This is a genomic window from Variovorax sp. FW305-3-2-15-B-LB1 (assembly GCF_058787635.1).
The window spans coordinates 128,722-147,557 of record NZ_JBYSZY010000003.1; the positions used below are offsets into that span (position 1 = coordinate 128,722).

Here is an 18,836-nt window from a genome sequence, read left to right on the forward strand (position 1 = left end):
GCGCCTGAGGGTGCGCATGGGGCGCGACACAAAATCTAAGAACCTTCCGAGGACACCATGAGACTTATTTTGCTGGGCGCGCCCGGAGCAGGCAAAGGCACGCAAGCGACCTTCATCTGCCAGAAATACGGCATCCCCCAAATCTCGACCGGCGACATGTTGCGCGCCGCGGTCAAGGCAGGCACCCCCCTCGGGCTGCAGGCCAAGACGATCATGGATTCGGGTGCACTGGTCAGCGACGACCTGATCATCAACCTCGTGAAGGAACGCATCGCGCAGCCCGACTGCAACGGCGGTTTCCTGTTCGACGGCTTCCCGCGCACCATTCCACAGGCCGACGCCATGAAGGCGGCCGGCGTCAAGCTCGACTACGTGCTCGAGATCGACGTGCCCTTCGGCGACATCATCGAACGCATGAGCGGCCGCCGCTCGCACCCGGCCTCGGGCCGCACCTACCACGTCAAGTTCAATCCGCCGAAGGTGGAAGGCAAGGACGACGTGACCGGTGAAGAGCTGATCCAGCGCGAAGACGACAAGGAAGAGACCGTGCGCAAGCGGCTCGACGTCTACAGCCAGCAGACCCGTCCGCTGGTCGACTACTACTCGGCCTGGGCCAAGACCGACCCGGCCGCCGCGCCGAAGTACCGCGCCATCCAGGGCGTGGGCACGGTCGACGAGATCAAGCAGCGCGCGCTTGCCGCACTGAACAGCTGATTCAGCGGCTGATTCGTCAGCCTCTTTCTCCTAGCCGCCCTCCGCCTCCGGCAGGGCGGCCACTCCCAAGAGTTCCAGCACCAGCGTAACCCGCGCCTTCACCGGCGTGAGTGCGCCCGCATCCCGCAGCCCGTCACCGGGTTTCGGCAGGATGCGTCCGTTCGCGCAGCGCGTGGCGCGCAGTACCGCCACGCCGCCGTCCTGCGCCTTCAGCGCCGCGGCTTCCAGCGCGTGGTGCACGGTGCCGTTGCCGGTCGTGGCCACGACCAGGCCGCGCAAGGGCTCCGCCGACGGGAGGAGCAACGCCTCCACGATCGCACCGCTCGCGCCCGCGTGGCTCATGACAATCTCGACGCGGGGCCACGGCTTCGACACGGCCGTCAGCCGCGCCGCATCGAACGGCGCTCCCTGCGGCCACGCACGCACGCGCCGCACTTCGCCCTCTTCCACGTAGCCGACCGGCCCCGCGTCGCCCGACGCGAAGGCATCAAGGCGGTAGGTGTGCACCTTCTGCACATCGAGGCCGCTGTGGATCGTGCCCGCGCACACCACCGTCACGCCCTGCGCGCCCGGTGTCGAGGCCACGGCAAGCGCGTCGCGCACGTTCTGCGGGCCATCGGGCGACAGGGCCGTCGCCGGGCGCATCGCGCAGGTCAGCACCACCGGCTTGGCCGGTGCCAGCACGGCGTGCAGGAAGAAGGCCGTCTCCTCCAGCGTGTCGGTGCCGTGCGTGACCACGATGCCCGCCACGTCAGGCTGCGCCAGCCAGTGCGCGCAGCGCGCGGCCAGCTGGCGCCAGGTGTCGGCGTCCATGTCCTTGCTGTCGAGCTGCGCCACCTGCTCCGCCACCAGCGTCACGCCGGCCGGCGCCTCGATGCCGCCCAGCAGGTCCGCCACGCCCACCTGTCCGGCGGTGTAGCCGATGTTGTCGCCGCTGCTGGCGGCCTTGCCGGCAATGGTGCCGCCGGTGCCCAGCACCACCACGCGGCGCGTCTCGGACGAAGAGGAATGAGTCATGGCTTGTCAACTTTTGAAAACTGGTTAAAAATACAGGTACTGGATATCTAGCCAGTGCCGCAAGGAAACCACTATGCAGTTCGCAGTGAAGCTTACCGCCCGCCAGCAGCAGATCCTGGACCTGATCCAGGGCGCCATCGCACGCACCGGTGCGCCGCCCACGCGCGCCGAAATCGCCAACGAGCTGGGCTTCAAGTCGGCCAACGCCGCCGAGGAGCACCTGCAGGCCCTGGCCCGCAAGGGCGTGATCGAACTCGTCAGCGGCACCTCGCGCGGCATCCGCCTCAAGGGCGATGCGCTGCGCTCGCTCCACGAAACGCGCCACCGCGAAGGCAACCAGTTCTCGCTCTCGCTGCCCGGCATGGCCCAGCTCGCGCTGCCGCTCATCGGCCGCGTGGCGGCGGGTTCGCCCATCCTTGCGCAAGAGCACGTCGACCAGACCTACTACGTCGAGAACACGCTCTTCCAGCGCCAACCCGACTACCTGCTCAAGGTGCGCGGCATGTCGATGCGCGACGCCGGCATCATGGACGGCGACCTGCTCGCCGTGCAGGCCACCAAGGAAGCGCGCAACGGCCAGATCGTGGTGGCACGCCTGGGCGAAGAAGTCACCGTGAAGCGCCTGAAGCGCAACAAGCAGGTGATCGAGCTGCACGCCGAGAACCCCGACTACCCGACCATCATCGTCCAGCCCGGCGAGCCCTTCGAGATCGAAGGCCTCGCGGTCGGCCTCATCCGCAACACGATGCTGATGTAGCCCCGGGCCTGCTGCCCACACGCAGCACCTCATCCGGCCGCGACAGGTGGCGGGCGTATGGCGCGAAGTCGCCATCACCCTGTCGTGGCCGATTCAAGAAATCCTGCCTGTGTTCAACCTCATACTTTTTTGGAGTTCACATGGGAATCGCCCTCCTCGCCATCGCCGACCTCTGGTCGCCCCTGCAATCGCTGGCCACCCGCTGGATGCCCGCCCGCCGCCCGTCGCATGGTGAGAGCGGCGACGCTGCCGCCGGCCTTCGCTATGTGGCCATTCGCCCGGCCTGCACGGCGCGCCCCGCTGGCGGTTCCGCACCTGTCAGTTCGCCATCCGCCGCCGCAGCGCCCGCCCGTCCGCTGCGCGTGGTCCGCGTGGTCGACCGCCAAGGCACGCAGCGCGGCTGCGCCAACCGGGTCGTGATTTCCGGCCGCATGGCCGACGTGTGCGCCGAACTCGACCGGCTCGCCGCACTGGAAGCCGCAGAAGCCGGCAGCGGCGCGCCCCGCCCCAGCCACCTGCACTGAGAAGGTGCGAACGAGCCCGTCGTGCCTGCGCACCCCGCACGCGCACAGCGGATTCACCCCTAACGGTCTGAAACAGGCCTCCCGGGCGCCATCTGGCGCGGGGTATCCAAACGTTCACACGTGCGACGCGCCGATGCTGCGAGGCACAATGGCATGCCATGAACATTGTGATCCTCGACGACTACCAGGACGCCGTGCGCAAGCTGCAGTGCGCTGCCAAGCTGGACGCTTACGCCGCCAAGGTCTACACCAACACGGTCAAGGGCATCGGCCAACTGTCGGTTCGCCTCAAGGATGCGGACGTCATCGTGCTCATCCGCGAGCGCAGCCAGATCTCCCGCCAGCTGATCGAGAAGCTGCCCAAGCTCAAGCTGATTTCCCAGACCGGTCGCGTCGGCGGCCACATCGACGTCACGGCCTGCACCGAACGCGGTGTGGCGGTGGCCGAGGGCTCGGGCTCGCCGCAGGCGCCCGCCGAACTCACCTGGGCGCTGATCATGGCGGCCATGCGCCGCCTGCCGCAGTACATCAGCAACCTCAAGCACGGGGCCTGGCAGCAGTCGGGCCTCAAGTCGGCATCGATGCCGCCGAATTTCGGCGTGGGCTCGGTGCTCAAGGGCAAGACGCTGTGCATCTGGGGCTACGGCCGCATCGGCCAGCTGGTGGCCCGCTACGGGCAGGCCTTCGGCATGCAGGTCGTGATCTGGGGCCGCGAGGCCAGCTGCGCCAAGGCGCGCTCCGACGGCTTCCAGGTGGCGCAGAACCGCCACGAATTCTTTGCCGCCGCCGACGTGCTGTCGGTGCACCTGCGGCTCAACGAGGACACCCAGGGCCTCGTCAAGCTCGAAGACCTCTCGCGCATGAAGCCGACGGCGCTGTTCGTCAACACCTCGCGCGCCGAGCTGGTCGAAGCCGATGCCCTGCTGGCCGCGCTCAACCGCGGCCGCCCCGGGCTGGCGGCCATCGACGTGTTCGAGAGCGAGCCGCCGCTGCAAGGCCATGCGCTGCTGCGCCTCGAAAACTGCATCTGCACGCCGCACATCGGCTACGTCGAGCAGGAAAGCTACGAAAGCTACTTCGGCCAGGCGTTCGACAACGTCGTGAGCTTCATCAAGGGCAACCCCACGAACATCGTGAACCCCGGCGCGCTGCAGGTCCGGCGGTGAGCGCATGAGCCGGCCCGCGCCGCAGCGAGGCGCGCTCTGGGCGCTGCTGGCCGGCAATTTCGTGATCGGCACGGGCGTGATGGTCGTGCCGGGCACCCTCAATGAGATCAGCGCCTCGCTGGCGGTCCAAGTCGCCACCGCAGGCCAGCTGATCAGCGCAGCAGCCGTCGTGATGTGCCTGGGCGCCCCGCTGCTGGCCGCCGCGGTCGCCGGCTGGGACCGCCGCAAGCTGCTGGCCCTCACCCTGCTCTGGTACGCCGCGTGGCACGTGGTCGCGGCGCTCGTACCCAGCTTCGGCGCGCTGCTGCCGGTGCGCATGCTGACGGTGATCGCGCCCGCCATCTTCACGCCCCAGGCCGCGGCCTGCGCCGGCATGCTGGTGCCGCCCGAGCAGCGCGGGCGCGCCGTCACCTTCGTCTTTCTCGGCTGGTCGGTGGCCTCGGTGCTGGGCCTGCCGATCGGCGCGCTGATCGGCGGCCACCTGGGCTGGCGCATGGCCTTCATGGCCATTGCGGCGCTCAGCGTCGTGAGCGCGGCCTCGGTCTGGCTCACGCTGCCCAGCGGCATCCGGCCCGCCGCGCTCACGGCCGCCGCCTGGTCGCGCGTGCTGCGCAGCCCGGTACTGATGGGCATCGTGTCGGTCACGGCGCTGCAGGGCGTCGGCCAGTTCGTGCTGTTCAGCTATTTCGGCCCGCTGCTCAAGCAGGGCTTCGGCGCCGATGCCAACACGCTGAGCCTGATGTGGGCGCTGTTCGGCGCCTTCGGCCTGCTGGGCAACATGGTGGTGAGTCGCTACATCGACCGCGTCGGCGCCGGGCGCATGGTGCTGCTGACGACCGGGCTGATCGCGCTGAGCCTGCTGCTGTGGCCGCTGGCCAGCACGCTGGCGTGGCTGGCCGTGGTGCTCGTGCCCTGGGGCCTGGGCTGCTTTGCCACCAACTCCTCGCAGCAGGCGCGCCTCGTGGGGCTGGCGCCCGCCCTGGCGCCGGGCTCGGTGGCGCTCAACAGCTCGGGCATCTACATCGGCCAGGCCCTGGGCGCGGCGCTGGGCGGCTGGCTGCTGGCGAACGACGCCACCGAGTGGATGAGCCGGGTCGGTTTTGCACTGATGCTGCTGGCGATGGGCCTGAGCATCGCCATCGACCGCAGCCGCCGCCCGGCCTGAATCCGATGCCCCGCGTAACACCCGGGGCGCGGGCCTCCCGCGAGATTGCAAAATCGGAGCTTTCGTCCGTGTCGCGCACCCGCGCCGGCACGGCCGCCCCGGACACCCACCAACCCATGAGAACCTTGATCCCATGACAGTGAACTACCCCCGAATCGGCGTGATCGGCGCCGGCGCCATGGGGCGCGGCATCGCGCAGATCGCCGCCCAGGCCGGCAGCGAAGTGCTGCTGCTCGACAGCTTCGCAGGCGCCGCCGAGCGCGGCCGCGAAGCCCTCGCCGCCCAATGGAACAAGCTGCACGAGAAGGGCAAGATCGACGCCCCCACGCGCGACGCCTATGTGGCGCGCGTGAAGGCGGTCGACGGCATGCAGGCGCTCGCAGGCTGCGACCTCGTGGTCGAGGCCGTGGTCGAGAACCTCGAGGTCAAGCGCACGCTGTTTCGCGAGCTCGAAGACGTGGTCGCGCCCACCGCCACGCTGGTCACCAACACCTCGTCGCTGTCGGTCACGGCCATCGCGGCCGGCCTGCAGCACCCCGCGCGCTTTGCGGGCTTCCACTTCTTCAACCCCGTGCCACTGATGAAGGTGGTCGAGGTGGTGGCGGGCTTCAAGACCTCGCCCGAGGTCTGCCAGAAACTGGCCGGCTACGCCACGCAGATGGGCCACAGCGCCGTGCAGGCGCAGGACACGCCCGGCTTCATCGTCAACCACGCGGGCCGCGGCTACGGCACCGAGGCACTGCGCATCGTCGGCGAAGGCGTGGCCGACTTCGCCACCATCGACCGCATCCTGAAGGACCAGGCCGGCTTTCGCCTCGGCCCGTTCGAGCTGCTCGACCTCACGGCGCTCGACGTGTCGCACCCGGTGATGGAGTCGATCTACCACCAGTACTTCGAAGAGCCGCGCTTCCGCCCGAGCGTGATCACCGCGCAGCGCCTGGCCGCCGGCGCACTCGGCCGCAAGACTGGCGAAGGCTTCTACCGCTATGAAGACGGCGTGATGCAGCAAACGCCCGAAGCGCCGGCGCCGGTGATCGAAGGCACGCCCGCGGTCTGGGTGTCGCCGCGTGCCGCGCGCCGCGCCGAGCTGCTGCGCCTGGTGAACACGCTGGGTGCGCAGATCGACAGCGGCAGCGCTCCCGCACCGCAGTCGATCATCCTGGTCGCGCCGCTGGGCTTCGACGTGACGACGGTCGCGGCCGTCGAGCGGCTGGACGCCACGCGCACCGTCGGCATCGACATGCTGATCGACGACGCCGCCACCAAGCGCCGCGTGCTCGCCACCAACCCGGCCACGCGCCGCGACGTGCGCGACGCCGCGCACGCCCTCTTCGCGCGCGACGGCAAGGCCGTGAGCGTGATCCGCGACAGCGGCGGCTTCGTCACGCAGCGCGTGATCGGCGCCATCGTCAACATCGCCGCCGACATGTGCCAGCAGCGCGTGTGCACGCCGGCCGACCTCGAGACCGCCGTGCAGCTGGGCCTGGGCTACCCGCGCGGTCCGCTCGCCATGGGCAACCTGTACGGGCCGACCAACATGCTCGAGGTGCTGTTCAACCTGCAGACCGTCTACGGCGACCCGCGCTATCGCCCGAGCCCGTGGCTGCGCCGCCGCGGCGCGCTGGGCCTGAGCCTGCTGCACGAAGAAGAATAAGCACGCACACCATGACCGCCGAACTCAAGAGCACCAGCGAAGGCAGCACCATGGTGCTGACCATCGTCAACCCGACCCAGCGCAATGCGCTGGGCCCCGAGATCTATGCCGCCGGCATCGAGGCGCTGAACGGCGCCGAGAGCAGCGACGAGATCCGCAGCGTCGTCATCGTGGGCGAAGGCGCCTGGTTCTGCGCCGGCGGCTCGCTGCAGCGGCTGCTGGCCAACCGCCAGCTCGACCGCTCGGTGCAGGCCGAGAGCATCGAGGGCCTGCACAACTGGATCGACTCGATCCGCACCTTTCCCAAGCCGGTCATCGCGGCCGTCGAGGGCGCGGCGGCCGGCGCCGGCTTCTCGCTCGCGCTGGCCTGCGACTTCGTGGTGGCCGCTCGCGACGCCGTGTTCGCGGCCTCGTACAGCAACGTGGCGCTGTCGCCCGACGGCGGCCTCAGCTGGCACCTCGGGCAGGCGCTGCCGCGCCAGCTGGCGAGCGAATGGCTGATGAACGGCGAGCGCATCGAGGCCGCGCGCCTGCATGCCTTCGGCCTCGTCAACGAGCTCACCGACAGCGGGCAGGCACTGGCCGGCGCGATGGCCCTGGCCACCCGCCTGAACGCGCGCGCACCCAATTCGCTGGCCAGCATCAAGGAGCTGCTGAGCGACGCGCGCGGCGCCACACTGGCGTCGCAGCTATCGCAGGAGCGCGATCATTTCGTGCGCAACCTGCACCACGCGAACGCGGGCATCGGCATTGCCGCGTTCCTCGACAAGACACCGCCACGCTACGAGTGACGCCTCACGGCGTCGCTCCCGAGACACCCCACAGCTTTTCAGTCGCCGAGAGGACAGACCATGGACGACCCCATTCTTACCATCGAAGAACGTGAAGCGATCAACAGTGGTCGCTGGTTTTCTTCCCTATCTCCATCGCTACGGCACGACATCCTCCGATGCGCCTTTGTCAAACGCTACAAGGACGGCGACCTGCTCGCCGCGCGCGGCGACCCGCCCGAGCACTGGATCGCCTGTGCCAAGGGGGCGTTGCGCGTGAGCTCGACCGCGGTGTCGGGCAAGCAGGTGACGCTGACCTACGTCGAGCCGGGCATCTGGTTCGGCGACGTGGCGATGTTCGACGGGGAGCGGCGCACGCACGACACGTACTCGCACGGCGACACCACCGTGCTGTGCGTGGCGCGGGCCGACTTCCAGAAGATCCTGGCCACGCACGTCGAGCTGTACGAAGCGCTGATGCGGCTGCAGGCACGCCGCATCCGCACGCTGTTCGGGCTGGTGGAAGACCTCAACACCCTGCCCTTGCGCGCACGCCTGGCCAAGCAGCTCATCCACCTGGTGCGCAGCTATGGCGTGCCCAACCTGGACGACGGCAGCCAGACGCGCATCGGCCTGCAACTGGCGCAGGAAGAACTCGCGCAGCTGCTCGGCGCCTCGCGCCAGCGGGTCAACCAGGAACTCAAGACGATGGAGCGCGAGGGCACCATCCGGATCGAGCCGGCCGGACTGGTCGTGCTGGACCGCTCGGCGCTGATGCACATCTCTGAAGCAGACAACTAAAAAAGATTCGACATGAGCCAGGACTTCTCCAGTTTCATCGGCACCCGCGCGGTGTCCCAACAGCACACCTTCGACGTGGACGCGCTCGCGGCCTGGCTCGAAAAGAACCTCGAGGGCTTCCAGGGTCCGCTGACGGTCGAGATGTTCAAGGGCGGTCAGTCCAACCCGACCTACAAGCTGGTCACGCCCACGCAGAGCTACGTGATGCGCGCCAAGCCCGGTCCGGTCGCCAAGCTGCTGCCCTCGGCCCATGCGGTCGAGCGCGAATACAAGGTGATGAGCGGCCTGCAGGGCACCGATGTGCCCGTGCCGCGCATGTACTGCCTGTGCGAAGACGAGTCCATCATCGGCCGCGCCTTCTACATCATGGAGTTCATGCAGGGCCGCGTGCTGTGGGACCAGTCGCTGCCCGGCTTCAGCAACGCCGAACGCGCTGCCTACTACGACGAGATGAACCGCGTCATCGCGGCGCTGCACACGGTCGACTTCGCCGCCCGCGGCCTGGGCGACTACGGCAAGCCCGGCAACTACTTCGAGCGCCAGATCGGCCGCTGGAGCAAACAGTACAAGGCCTCGGCCGACGGCGCCGGCGAACTCTCGCAGCCCATCGAGGCCATGGAGCGCCTGATCGACTGGCTGCCCGCCCACATGCCGGCGAGCGCACGCGACGAAAGCAAGGTCTCGATCGTCCACGGCGACTACCGCCTGGACAACGTGATGTTCCACGCCACCGAGCCGCGCATCATCGCGGTGCTCGACTGGGAGCTCTCCACGCTGGGCCATCCGCTGGCCGACTTCAGCTACCACTGCATGTCGTGGCACATGCCCCCCACCACCGGCCGCGGCATCGGCGGCGTGGACGTGGCGGCGCTGGGCATTCCCACCGAGAGCGAATACATCGCCCGCTACTGCGAGCGCACGCGCATCAGCACGCCCGAGGCGCTGGCGCCCGACTGGAATTTCTACCAGGCCTACAACCTGTTTCGCATGGCCGCCATCCTGCAGGGCATTGCGAAACGGGTCGAAGCCGGTACTGCATCGAGCGAGCAAGCCGTGGCGTCCGCCCGTGGCGCACGGCCGATGGCCGAGATGGCCTGGCAATTTGCCCAAAAGGCATAGCCAGCCCTCCCCCTTAACCCCACCAGGAGACAGCATGGATTTCGAATATTCGGCCAAAACCAAGGAGCTTCAGAAGCGCGTTCTCGCCTTCATGGAAGACCACATCTACCCGGCCGAAGCCGAGTACAGCGCCGAACTGGCCGCAAACACGGTCGCCGGCAAGCGCTGGAGCGCCCTGCAGACCGTCGAGAAGCTCAAGGCCAAGGCCAAGGCACAAGGCCTGTGGAACCTGTTCCTGCCAGTCGACAGCGCCTCGGCCTCGGGCTATGAGGGTGCGGGCCTGACCAATCAGGAATACGCCCCGCTGGCCGAGATCATGGGCCGGGTGCCATGGGCCTCCGAAGCCTTCAACTGCTCGGCGCCCGACACCGGCAACATGGAAACCATCGCCCGCTACGGCTCGGAAGAGATCAAGGCGCGCTGGCTCAAGCCGCTGCTCGAAGGCCAGATCCGCTCGGCCTTCGCGATGACCGAACCCGACGTCGCCTCCAGCGATGCCACCAACATCGCCACGCGCATCGAGCGCCAGGGCGACGAGTACGTCATCAACGGCCACAAGTGGTGGATCTCCGGTGCCGCCGATCCGCGCTGCGCCGTGTTCGTCACCATGGGCAAGACCGATCCCGAAGCGCCCAAGCACTCGCAGCAGAGCATGGTCATCGTGCCGGCCGACGCCAAGGGCATCCGCATCGTGCGCCCGCTGAACGTGATGGGCTATGACGACGCGCCGCACGGCCACGTCGAGATGTACTTCGAGAACGTGCGCGTGCCCGTCGGCAACATCCTGCTGGGCGAAGGCCGTGGCTTCGAGATCGCACAGGGCCGCCTTGGCCCCGGACGCATCCACCACTGCATGCGCCTGATCGGCCTGGCCGAGCGCGCGCTCGAGCTGATGTGCAAGCGCGCCTCGTCGCGCGTGGCCTTCGGCAAGACCGTCGCCTCGCAGACCGTCACGCAGGAACGCATCGCCGAAGCACGCTGCAAGATCGACATGGCCCGCCTGCTCACGCTGAAAGCCGCCTGGCTGATGGACGTGGCCGGCAACAAGGTCGCGCGCACCGAGATCGCCATGATCAAGGTGGTGGCGCCCACCATGGCCTGCCAGGTCATCGACTGGGCCATGCAGGTCCACGGCGGCGGCGGCATGTGCGACGACTTCCCGCTGGCCTCGGCCTATGCGCAAGCGCGCACGCTGCGCTTTGCCGACGGTCCGGACGAAGTGCACCGCAACGCGATCGCCAAGTGGGAGTTGGGCAAGTACGCCGCCGACAAGTCGGGCGCCACCGCCGACGCGCCTGTCACGCGCTTCTGATCCGGGAAAAAGAAAGGGCGCGATCGCCGCGCCCTTCTCTTTCTAATCTGACCATGCCGCCTACGCCTTGCGCGTCGGCGGCATTTTTATTTACCGCATTCGGTCAGAGCTTCTTCTGCAGGAAGACGGCATGGCCGAATTCCGGATCGAGCTGGTAGCTGACGAAACCCTCGCGCTCGTAGCTGTGCAGCGCGGGCGCATTGCCCGACAGCACCTCGAGCGTGAGCTTGCAGGCGCCGCGCCGGCGGGCTTCCTGCTCCACCAGTGCAAACATCTGCTGCGCCACGCGCTGGCCGCGGTACGACCACGTCGTGCACATTCACCAGCGGCTGGCAGGCGAAGGTCGAAAAACCTTCGATGCAGTTGATGAGACCCACGGGCGTGTCGCCGTCGAAGGCCAGCACGCTGAACGCCTGCGGACGCGCGGCGAGCGCAGCAGGCAGGCCTTCGCGCACGGATGCCGGCAGCGGTGTGCCACCGCCGGCGGGGTCTCGCGCGTAGCTGTCGAGCAGCTCGACCACGGCCGCAGCCTGCAGCGGATCGCGGTAGTCGGCCAGGCGGGTTTCGATGCGGCCCGTCGTCGTCATGCGGCGGGCTTGAGCGTGGCCGCAAGGCGCTCGGCGCAAGACTGCGACTGCTTCGGATCGCGCGCCTCGACCATCACGCGCACCAGCGGCTCGGTGCCACTCGCACGGATCAGCACGCGGCCCGCATCGCCCAGTTCGGCTTCGATGCGCTTGGTTTCGCTGGCGAGCGCCTGGTTGCTCTTCCAGTCCTGGCCGGGCGCGAGGCGCACGTTGATCAGCGTCTGCGGGAACAGCGTGACGCCTTCGAGCAGCTGCGCCACCGTCTTGCCGCTGCGCACGCAGGCCTGCAGCACCTGCAGCGCGCTGACGATGCCGTCGCCCGTGGTGTGGCGGTCGAGCGCCAGCAGGTGGCCGGAGCCTTCGCCGCCGAGCAGCCAGCCGCGCTTGTCGAGCTCCTCGAGCACGTAGCGGTCGCCGACCTTGGCGCGCACGAACTCGATGTCTTGTGCGCGCAGGGCCATCTCGACGGCCTTGTTGGTCATGAGCGTGCCGACCACGCCCGCCGGCTTCTCGCCGCGCGCGACGCGTTCGGTCACCATCAGGTACAGCAGTTCGTCGCCGTTGAACAGGCGGCCGCTGGCATCGACCAGCTGCAGCCGGTCGGCGTCGCCATCGAGGGCGATGCCGTAGTCGGCCTTCTGCGCCGTCACGGTGGCGACCAGCGCCTCGGGGTGCGTGGCGCCGAAACCCTTGTTGATGTTGAGCCCGTCGGGCGCGCAGCCGATGCTGGTGACGTCCGCGCCCAGTTCGTGGAACACGTTCGGCGCCACCTGGTAGGCCGCGCCGTGGGCCGCATCGACCACCAGCTTCATGCCGCGCAGCGACAGGTCGTTGGCGAAGGTGCTCTTGCAGAACTCGATGTAGCGGCCGTCCGCATCATTGAGGCGGCGGGCCTTGCCCAGGTTGGCCGAATCCACCCAGACGGGTTCTTCCTCGAGCGCCGCCTCGACAGCCAGCTCCCAGGCGTCGTCGAGCTTGGTGCCCTGCGCGCTGAAGAACTTGATGCCGTTATCGGGAAAGGCGTTGTGGCTGGCGCTGATCACCACGCCCAGGCTGGCACGCTGGGCGCGCGTGAGGTAGGCCACGCCCGGCGTGGGCAGCGGGCCGAGCAGCACCACGTCGACGCCGGCGGAGTTGAAGCCCGACTCGAGCGCCGACTCGAGCATGTAGCCCGAGATGCGGGTGTCCTTGCCGATCAGCACCGTGGGACGGGCCTGGGTCTTCTTGAGCACGCGGCCGACGGCGTGTGCGAGGCGCAGCACGAAATCGGGGGTGATGGGCGATTGGCCGACCGTGCCGCGGATGCCGTCGGTGCCGAAATACTTACGGGTCATGTTGTTGCTCTTTGAAGGTGTTCTTGCGGTGCTTCCGCGCGCATGGCACGCCATACGGCGAGGGCGGCGACGGTGTCGCGTACGTCGTGCACCCGAACGACCGCCGCACCTCGGTCCACGGCCAGCACGGCGGCGGCCACGCTGGGCACGGTACGCCCGGATGCATTGTCGATGCCGGTGACGGCCCCGATGGAGGACTTGCGGGACCAACCTAGCAACAAGGGGTAACCGGTTGCCAACAATTCCCGCTGTCGACCGAGGAGCGCGAAGTTCTGCGCCACGCTCTTGCCGAAACCGACGCCCGGATCGAGCGTGATGCGCGCGGGGTCGATGCCCAACGCCGTCAGGGGCGCCAGTTGCGCGTCCCAGAAAGCCAGCACCTCGGGAATCACGTCGCCCTGCATCGGCAGCGCCTGCATGGTCTGCGGGTCGCGGTGCATGTGCATCAGGCAGATGCCGCAGGTCGGGTGCGCCGCCACGGCCTCGCGCGCGCCGGGTTGGCGCAGCGCCCAGATGTCGTTGACGATGTCCGCGCCCAGGTCGAGCACGGCGCGCATCACCTCGGGCTTGTAGGTGTCGATCGACAGCGGCACGTTCAGCTTCACGGCCTCGCGCACCACGGGCAGCACGCGCGCCAGCTCGGCGTCGAGCGGCACGGCGGGGCTGCCGGGGCGGGTCGATTCACCGCCGATGTCGAGGATGTCGGCGCCGTCCTTCAGCAACTGCTCGCAGTGCTTCAGCGCCGTCTCGGTCGACGCGTGCGCGCCGCCGTCGGAGAAGGAATCGGGCGTGACGTTGACGATGCCCATCACGCGCGGCTGCGCGAGATCAATCCTGAAACGCGAGGTCTGCCAAACCGCACCATCTGGCTCACCATGGAAAACGGGGCCAGGGGCCCCGTTGTTGCTTGATTTCAAGCCCACCTCAAGCGGCGGTCGGCGCCGGGTCAGGATTGACGGCCGGCGTGCCACCACTGCCGCCGCTGCCCGAAGGCGGAATGCGCGGCGTCCAGTCCTTGGGCGGACGCGGTGCGCGGCCGGCCATGATGTCGTCGAGCTGTTCGCTGTCGATGGTTTCCCATTCGAGCAGCGCCTTGGCCATGGCGTGCATCTTGTCGCTGTTCTCTTCGATGAGGCGGCGCGCCAGGGCGTATTGCTCGTCGATGATGCGGCGCACCTCGCCGTCGACCTTTTCCATGGTCTGCTCACTCATGTTCGTGGTCTTGGTGACCGAGCGGCCCAGGAACACTTCGCCTTCGTTCTCGGCGTAGACCATCGGGCCCAGCGCATCGGTCATGCCGTAGCGCGTGACCATGTCGCGGGCGATGGAGGTCGCGCGCTCGAAGTCGTTGCTGGCGCCGGTGGTCATCTGGTGCATGAACACTTCTTCGGCGATACGACCACCGAACAGCATGCTGATCTGGTTCAGCATGTACTCGCGGTCGTAGCTGTAGCGGTCCTGCGACGGCAGGCTCATGGTCACGCCGAGGGCGCGGCCACGTGGAATGATCGTGACCTTGTGGACCGGGTCGCACTTGGGCAGCAGCTTGCCGATGAGGGCGTGGCCGGACTCGTGGTAAGCCGTGTTGCGGCGCTCTTCCTCGGGCATGACCATGCTCTTGCGCTCGGGGCCCATGAAGATCTTGTCCTTGGCCTTCTCGAAGTCCTGCATCTCGACCACGCGCGCATTGCGGCGGGCGGCCATCAGAGCGGCTTCGTTGCACAGGTTGGCCAGGTCGGCACCCGACATGCCGGGCGTGCCGCGGGCGATGACGCTCGGGTTCACGTCCTGGCCCAGCGGGACCTTGCGCATGTGGACGGCCAGGATCTGCTCGCGGCCGCGGATGTCGGGCAGCGTGACGTACACCTGACGGTCGAAACGGCCCGGACGCAGCAGTGCGGCGTCCAGGATGTCCGGGCGGTTGGTGGCAGCAACCACGATCACGCCGAGGTTGGTTTCGAAGCCGTCCATCTCGACCAGCATCTGGTTGAGGGTCTGCTCGCGCTCGTCGTTGCCGCCGCCGAGGCCGGCGCCGCGCTGGCGACCCACGGCATCGATTTCGTCGATGAAGATGATGCAGGGCGCGTTCTTCTTGGCGTTCTCGAACATGTCGCGCACGCGGGCCGCGCCCACGCCGACGAACATTTCAACGAAGTCGGAACCCGAGATCGAGAAGAACGGCACCTTGGCTTCGCCGGCGATCGACTTGGCCAGCAGCGTCTTGCCGGTGCCCGGAGGGCCGACCAGCAGCAGGCCGCGCGGAATGCGGCCGCCGAGCTTCTGGAAGCGTTGCGGGTCTTTCAGGAAGTCGACGACTTCACGGACTTCTTCCTTGGCCTCGTCGCAACCTGCGACGTCGGCGAAAGTGACCGTGTTGTTGTTCTCGTCCATCATGCGGGCCTTGCTCTTGCCGAAGCTGAACGCCCCGCCCTTGCCGCCGCCCTGCATCTGGCGCATGAAGTAGATCCAGACGCCGATCAGCAGCAGCATCGGGCCCCAGCTGACCAGCAGGGTCATGAGGAGCGAGCCTTCTTCGCGCGGCTTGACGTCGAACTTGACGTTGTGGTCGATCAGGTCGCCCACCAGACCGCGGTCGAGGACCGTGGCAGTCGTGCGGATCTTGCGATCGTCGTTGGTGACCGCGACGATCTCGCCGCCACCGGCGCCTTCAGGAATGATGGCGCTCTTGATCTGGTTGTTGCGGACCTGGTCCAAAAACTCGGAATAGCTCACCGTTCCCGAGCCGACGCCACCGCGGGTGTCGAACTGCTTGAACACAGTGAACAACACCATGGCAATGACGAGCCATACGGCAACTTTGGAAAACCACTGATTGTTCAAACGAAGCTCCAGTCGAAAGCGCGTGACGGGAATATGAAATACGCGCTGAGGGTACGCAATTGCGCCCCATTTTAGGCTTTTCAAGCTGCGAAAAGCGGACATTTCCCTATAGCAGCCATAGGCTGACAAGGGTTTGCGCCCCTGGAGGGCACCCCACGGCAAGGTATCAATGCGTATCGGATGCCTTCAATCCCCTGCCGATGAGGAAGGTCTCGGCCGATTTGTCGCGCGATGCCTTGGGCTTGAGCGGCTTCACGACGCGGAAATTGGCCTTGAACATCTTGACCAATTCGTCGTACCCGCTGCCGTGGAAGACCTTGGCCACCAATGCCCCTTCGGGCTTCATGTGGTGCTGGGCGAAGTCGATGGCCAGCTCGATCAGGTGCGCCACCCGGGCGGCGTCGGCCGAATGGATGCCCGACAGGTTGGGCGCCATGTCGGACACCACCAGGTCGGCCTTGCGGCCGTCCAGCACCGCCAGGAGCTGCGCCAGCAGCGCGTCCTCGCGGAAATCGCCCTGCAGGAAGGTCACGCCCTCGATGGGCTCCATCGGCAGCAGGTCGAGCGAGATGATGGTGCCGTTGAGGTCGCCGACCGCCGCCCCGCCCGGCGACATGCGCCGCCGCAGGTACTGGCTCCAGGCGCCCGGGGTCGAGCCGAGGTCGACCACCAGCTGGCCGGGCTTGACCAGCCCGAGCGACTCGTCGATTTCCTTGAGCTTGTAAGCCGCGCGGGCGCGGTAGCCCTCTCTGGTCGCGAGCTTCACGTAGGGGTCGTTGATGTGGTCGTGAAGCCACGCCTTGTTGACTTTTTTGCTTTTGGCTTTGGTGCTCATGAGGGTGTTCGTGTACGCGTCGATAATACGGGGATGCCCGCCATTCAACTTACCCCTGCCGAGCGCAAGGTGCACCGCGCCGAAGCTCACCACCTGGATCCGATCGTCATGGTCGGTGGAGACGGGCTCACCCCTGCCGTGAAAAAGGAGGCCGACGCGGCGCTGAAGGCCCATGGCCTGATCAAGGTGCGCGTCTTCTCCGACGACCGCCTCGCCCGTGACGCCATGCTCCAGGAGCTCGCCGACGAGCTCGACGCCGCCCCGATCCAGCACATCGGCAAGCTGCTCGTGCTGTGGCGCCCGAAGCCCGAAAAAGAGCGTGTGATCGACGAAGACCGCATGCCCGGCCCGCGCGACGTGAAGATCGTCAAGTACAGCAAGCGCGGCGGCCAGCGCCCTGAAATCAAGACCCTGCGCGTGCTCGGCAACCAGCGCCTCACCCCTGGCGGCACCATCAAGCGCGCCAAGGCCAAGCGCCCGCTGTCGGCCAAGAAACGCAACCAGGCGGACTGAACTTGGTGGCAGCGCAAGGCGCCCAGCGCCATATCCTCTGCATGAAGTGGGGCACCAAGTACGGCCCCGAGTACGTCAACCGGCTCTACGCCATGGTGCGCCGCCACCTCAGCGGCGACTTCAAGTTCGTCTGCCTGACCGACGATGGCAACGGCATCCGCCCCGAAGTGACGTGCCTGCCCATTCCGCCGCTCAACCTCCAGCTGGCCCCGGGCCAGCGTGACGGCGCCTGGAAGAAGCTCACGACCTTCGAGCAGGACCTGCACGGCCTGCGCGGCACCGCCCTCTTCCTGGACGTCGACGTGGTGATCGTCGGCAGCCTGGACGCCTTCTTCGAGCAGCCCGGCGAATTCCTGATCATTCACGACTACGCCCGCCCCTGGCGGCGCGAGCGGATCACGGGCAATTCATCGGTCTACCGCTTCGAGCTGGGCGCCCATGCCGACGTGCTGGCGTACTTTCGCGCCAACATGGACAAAGTGCAGGCCGAGTACCGCAACGAGCAGGCCTACCTGTCGGACGTGCTGCACAAGCAGGGCAAGCTGGCCTACTGGCCGGCCGCCTGGTGCCCGAGCTTCAAGTACCACGGCATCCCGACCTGGCCGACCAACTACTGGGAAGAGCCCTTCGTGCCCGAAGGCGCCCGCGTGATGGTGTTCCACGGCGAGTGCAACCCGCCCGATGCGCTGGCGGGACGGCGCAACCGCGCCTTCCGCTACATCCGGCCGGCGAGCTGGGTCGCCAAGCACTGGAAAGAGTAAAGCCGGAGGGAGGCGGCGATGCGCCGCCGCCCCGGTTCAGCGTGGCGCCCGAGCGGCGGCGCCCATGCGCCACAGCAACGTGCCGGCGCAGGCCCACTGAACGAAGTACATGCCCGAGCCCACGGCATGCCACAGCTTGAGGTTGTCGCGCGCCACGATGCGTGGCGCCACGGCGTACTGCTGCAACAGCGCCAGCAGCAACGCCGCCAGCACCAGGAAGATGGCCGTCAACACCGGCCCGGTCATGCCGTCGTCGGCCTTCTGGCGGAAATGGATCAGCAGGATCAGCCCGCAGCCGATGGCGATCCAGCTTTGCGCCTCGAACAGCTGGGCGGCGAAATTGCCGGCCACCGCCGGGTTGCCGAGCCTGGCGAACAGCATCGGCACCACCAGGAAACCGATGGTGCTGAGGCTGCCCCACCAGAGGGCCGCCAGCATCAGCGCGACGCGGTCTTTCATCCGGCTCAGAGGTAGCGAACCGCCACGATCTCGTAGCGCTTGAGGCCGCCCGGCGCCTGCACTTCGGCCGTGTCGCCCTCTTCCTTGCCGATGAGCGCGCGTGCGATCGGGCTGGAGATGTTGATCAGGCCGAGCTTCAGGTCGGCTTCGTCTTCGCCCACGATCTGGTACTTGACGGCATCGCCCGACTCTTCTTCCTCGAGCTCGACGGTCGAACCGAACACCACCTTGCCGCCGGCATCGAGCTCGCTCGGGTCGATGATCTGCGCGGCCGAGAGCTTGCCTTCGACTTCCTGGATGCGGCCTTCGATGAAGCCCTGGCGGTCCTTGGCGACTTCGTATTCGGCGTTTTCGCTCAGGTCACCCTGGGCGCGTGCCTCGGAAATGGCGTTGATGACCCAGGGACGGTCGACCGTCTTGAGCTGGTGCAGTTCGGCGCGCAGTTTTTCAGCGCCGCGCTTGGTGATCGGAATGGTGGCCATGTTGTTGGTTCTCCATAAAGCGAAA

At 67.6% G+C, this 18,836-nt stretch carries 19 protein-coding genes and 1 pseudogene; 12 read left to right on the forward strand and 8 right to left on the reverse strand.

What is annotated here, in order from left to right; translation table 11 throughout:
• Positions 1–57: 57 nt before the first annotated feature.
• The gene (gene adk / locus AC3WQR_RS03255; RefSeq protein WP_492741146.1) at positions 58–714 is read left to right on the forward strand and encodes an adenylate kinase; all 657 of its coding nucleotides are present in this window, start codon (positions 58–60) and stop codon (positions 712–714) included.
• Positions 715–744: 30 nt separating this feature from the next.
• Here adk and AC3WQR_RS03260 read toward each other — a convergent pair whose 3' ends face one another.
• Positions 745–1,731: an asparaginase gene (locus AC3WQR_RS03260; protein ID WP_492741147.1), complete on the reverse strand. Its 987-nt coding sequence runs from the start codon at positions 1,729–1,731 to the stop codon at positions 745–747.
• Between the two features lie 73 nt (positions 1,732–1,804).
• Between AC3WQR_RS03260 and lexA the strand changes: the two genes are divergently transcribed.
• The 9 genes from lexA to AC3WQR_RS03305 all read left to right on the forward strand — a co-directional run bounded on the left by lexA (position 1,805) and on the right by AC3WQR_RS03305 (position 10,999).
• Positions 1,805–2,488 (forward strand): transcriptional repressor LexA, encoded by a 684-nt coding sequence (gene lexA, locus AC3WQR_RS03265; protein WP_062471522.1) that lies wholly within the window; start codon positions 1,805–1,807, stop codon positions 2,486–2,488.
• A gap of 140 nt (positions 2,489–2,628) precedes the next feature.
• Positions 2,629–3,012 (forward strand): hypothetical protein, encoded by a 384-nt coding sequence (locus tag AC3WQR_RS03270; protein ID WP_492741148.1) that lies wholly within the window; start codon positions 2,629–2,631, stop codon positions 3,010–3,012.
• A gap of 158 nt (positions 3,013–3,170) precedes the next feature.
• Positions 3,171–4,178 carry a D-2-hydroxyacid dehydrogenase family protein gene (locus AC3WQR_RS03275; protein ID WP_062471528.1) on the forward strand — a complete coding sequence of 336 codons (1,008 nt, stop codon included), beginning with the start codon at positions 3,171–3,173 and terminating at the stop codon, positions 4,176–4,178.
• A 4-nt stretch (positions 4,179–4,182) separates the two neighbouring features.
• A complete protein-coding gene (locus AC3WQR_RS03280; RefSeq protein WP_492741149.1) occupies positions 4,183–5,343 on the forward strand; it encodes an MFS transporter in 1,161 nt (386 codons plus the stop codon).
• Between the two features lie 133 nt (positions 5,344–5,476).
• Complete coding sequence (locus AC3WQR_RS03285) at positions 5,477–6,997, forward strand: 3-hydroxyacyl-CoA dehydrogenase (RefSeq protein WP_070060543.1); 1,521 nt, start codon at positions 5,477–5,479, stop codon at positions 6,995–6,997.
• A gap of 11 nt (positions 6,998–7,008) precedes the next feature.
• Positions 7,009–7,788, forward strand: coding sequence for an oxepin-CoA hydrolase, alternative type (locus AC3WQR_RS03290; protein WP_070060542.1), 780 nt, complete (start codon positions 7,009–7,011; stop codon positions 7,786–7,788).
• A 60-nt stretch (positions 7,789–7,848) separates the two neighbouring features.
• Positions 7,849–8,568: a Crp/Fnr family transcriptional regulator gene (locus AC3WQR_RS03295; protein WP_062471540.1), complete on the forward strand. Its 720-nt coding sequence runs from the start codon at positions 7,849–7,851 to the stop codon at positions 8,566–8,568.
• Positions 8,569–8,580: 12 nt separating this feature from the next.
• Positions 8,581–9,687 carry a phosphotransferase gene (locus AC3WQR_RS03300; protein ID WP_492741150.1) on the forward strand — a complete coding sequence of 369 codons (1,107 nt, stop codon included), beginning with the start codon at positions 8,581–8,583 and terminating at the stop codon, positions 9,685–9,687.
• Between the two features lie 34 nt (positions 9,688–9,721).
• Entirely contained in the window at positions 9,722–10,999 is a 1,278-nt protein-coding gene (locus AC3WQR_RS03305) for an acyl-CoA dehydrogenase family protein (RefSeq protein ID WP_062471546.1), read from the forward strand.
• 103 nt (positions 11,000–11,102) lie between these two features.
• Here AC3WQR_RS03305 and AC3WQR_RS03310 read toward each other — a convergent pair.
• The 5 genes and pseudogenes from AC3WQR_RS03310 to AC3WQR_RS03330 all read right to left on the reverse strand — a co-directional run bounded on the left by AC3WQR_RS03310 (position 11,103) and on the right by AC3WQR_RS03330 (position 16,596).
• Positions 11,103–11,586: pseudogene (locus tag AC3WQR_RS03310) on the reverse strand (GNAT family N-acetyltransferase).
• Positions 11,583–12,920, reverse strand: coding sequence for a phosphoglucosamine mutase (gene glmM / locus AC3WQR_RS03315; protein ID WP_492741151.1), 1,338 nt, complete (start codon positions 12,918–12,920; stop codon positions 11,583–11,585). The pseudogene AC3WQR_RS03310 and the gene glmM overlap by 4 nt, the downstream one beginning before the upstream one ends.
• Positions 12,917–13,729 carry a dihydropteroate synthase gene (folP, locus tag AC3WQR_RS03320; protein WP_159277089.1) on the reverse strand — a complete coding sequence of 271 codons (813 nt, stop codon included), beginning with the start codon at positions 13,727–13,729 and terminating at the stop codon, positions 12,917–12,919. Before folP ends, glmM begins: the two co-directional genes overlap by 4 nt.
• Before the next feature lie 115 nt (positions 13,730–13,844).
• Entirely contained in the window at positions 13,845–15,761 is a 1,917-nt protein-coding gene (ftsH, locus tag AC3WQR_RS03325; RefSeq protein WP_062471558.1) for an ATP-dependent zinc metalloprotease FtsH, read from the reverse strand.
• Between the two features lie 166 nt (positions 15,762–15,927).
• Positions 15,928–16,596 carry an RlmE family RNA methyltransferase gene (locus AC3WQR_RS03330; RefSeq protein WP_159277090.1) on the reverse strand — a complete coding sequence of 223 codons (669 nt, stop codon included), beginning with the start codon at positions 16,594–16,596 and terminating at the stop codon, positions 15,928–15,930.
• Positions 16,597–16,629: 33 nt separating this feature from the next.
• On the opposite strand from AC3WQR_RS03330, the gene AC3WQR_RS03335 reads away from it, so the two are divergent.
• On the forward strand, positions 16,630–17,109 hold the full coding sequence (locus AC3WQR_RS03335) for a YhbY family RNA-binding protein (protein WP_062471564.1): 480 nt from the start codon (positions 16,630–16,632) through the stop codon (positions 17,107–17,109).
• Between the two features lie 41 nt (positions 17,110–17,150).
• Complete coding sequence (locus AC3WQR_RS03340; RefSeq protein WP_167395020.1) at positions 17,151–17,870, forward strand: glycosyltransferase; 720 nt, start codon at positions 17,151–17,153, stop codon at positions 17,868–17,870.
• A 36-nt stretch (positions 17,871–17,906) separates the two neighbouring features.
• Here the strand turns inward: AC3WQR_RS03340 and AC3WQR_RS03345 are convergent, their stop codons facing one another.
• Positions 17,907–18,329, reverse strand: coding sequence for a DUF4149 domain-containing protein (locus AC3WQR_RS03345; protein WP_447743848.1), 423 nt, complete (start codon positions 18,327–18,329; stop codon positions 17,907–17,909).
• Between the two features lie 5 nt (positions 18,330–18,334).
• Positions 18,335–18,811: a transcription elongation factor GreA gene (gene greA / locus AC3WQR_RS03350; protein WP_056518766.1), complete on the reverse strand. Its 477-nt coding sequence runs from the start codon at positions 18,809–18,811 to the stop codon at positions 18,335–18,337.
• Positions 18,812–18,836 lie beyond the last annotated feature (25 nt).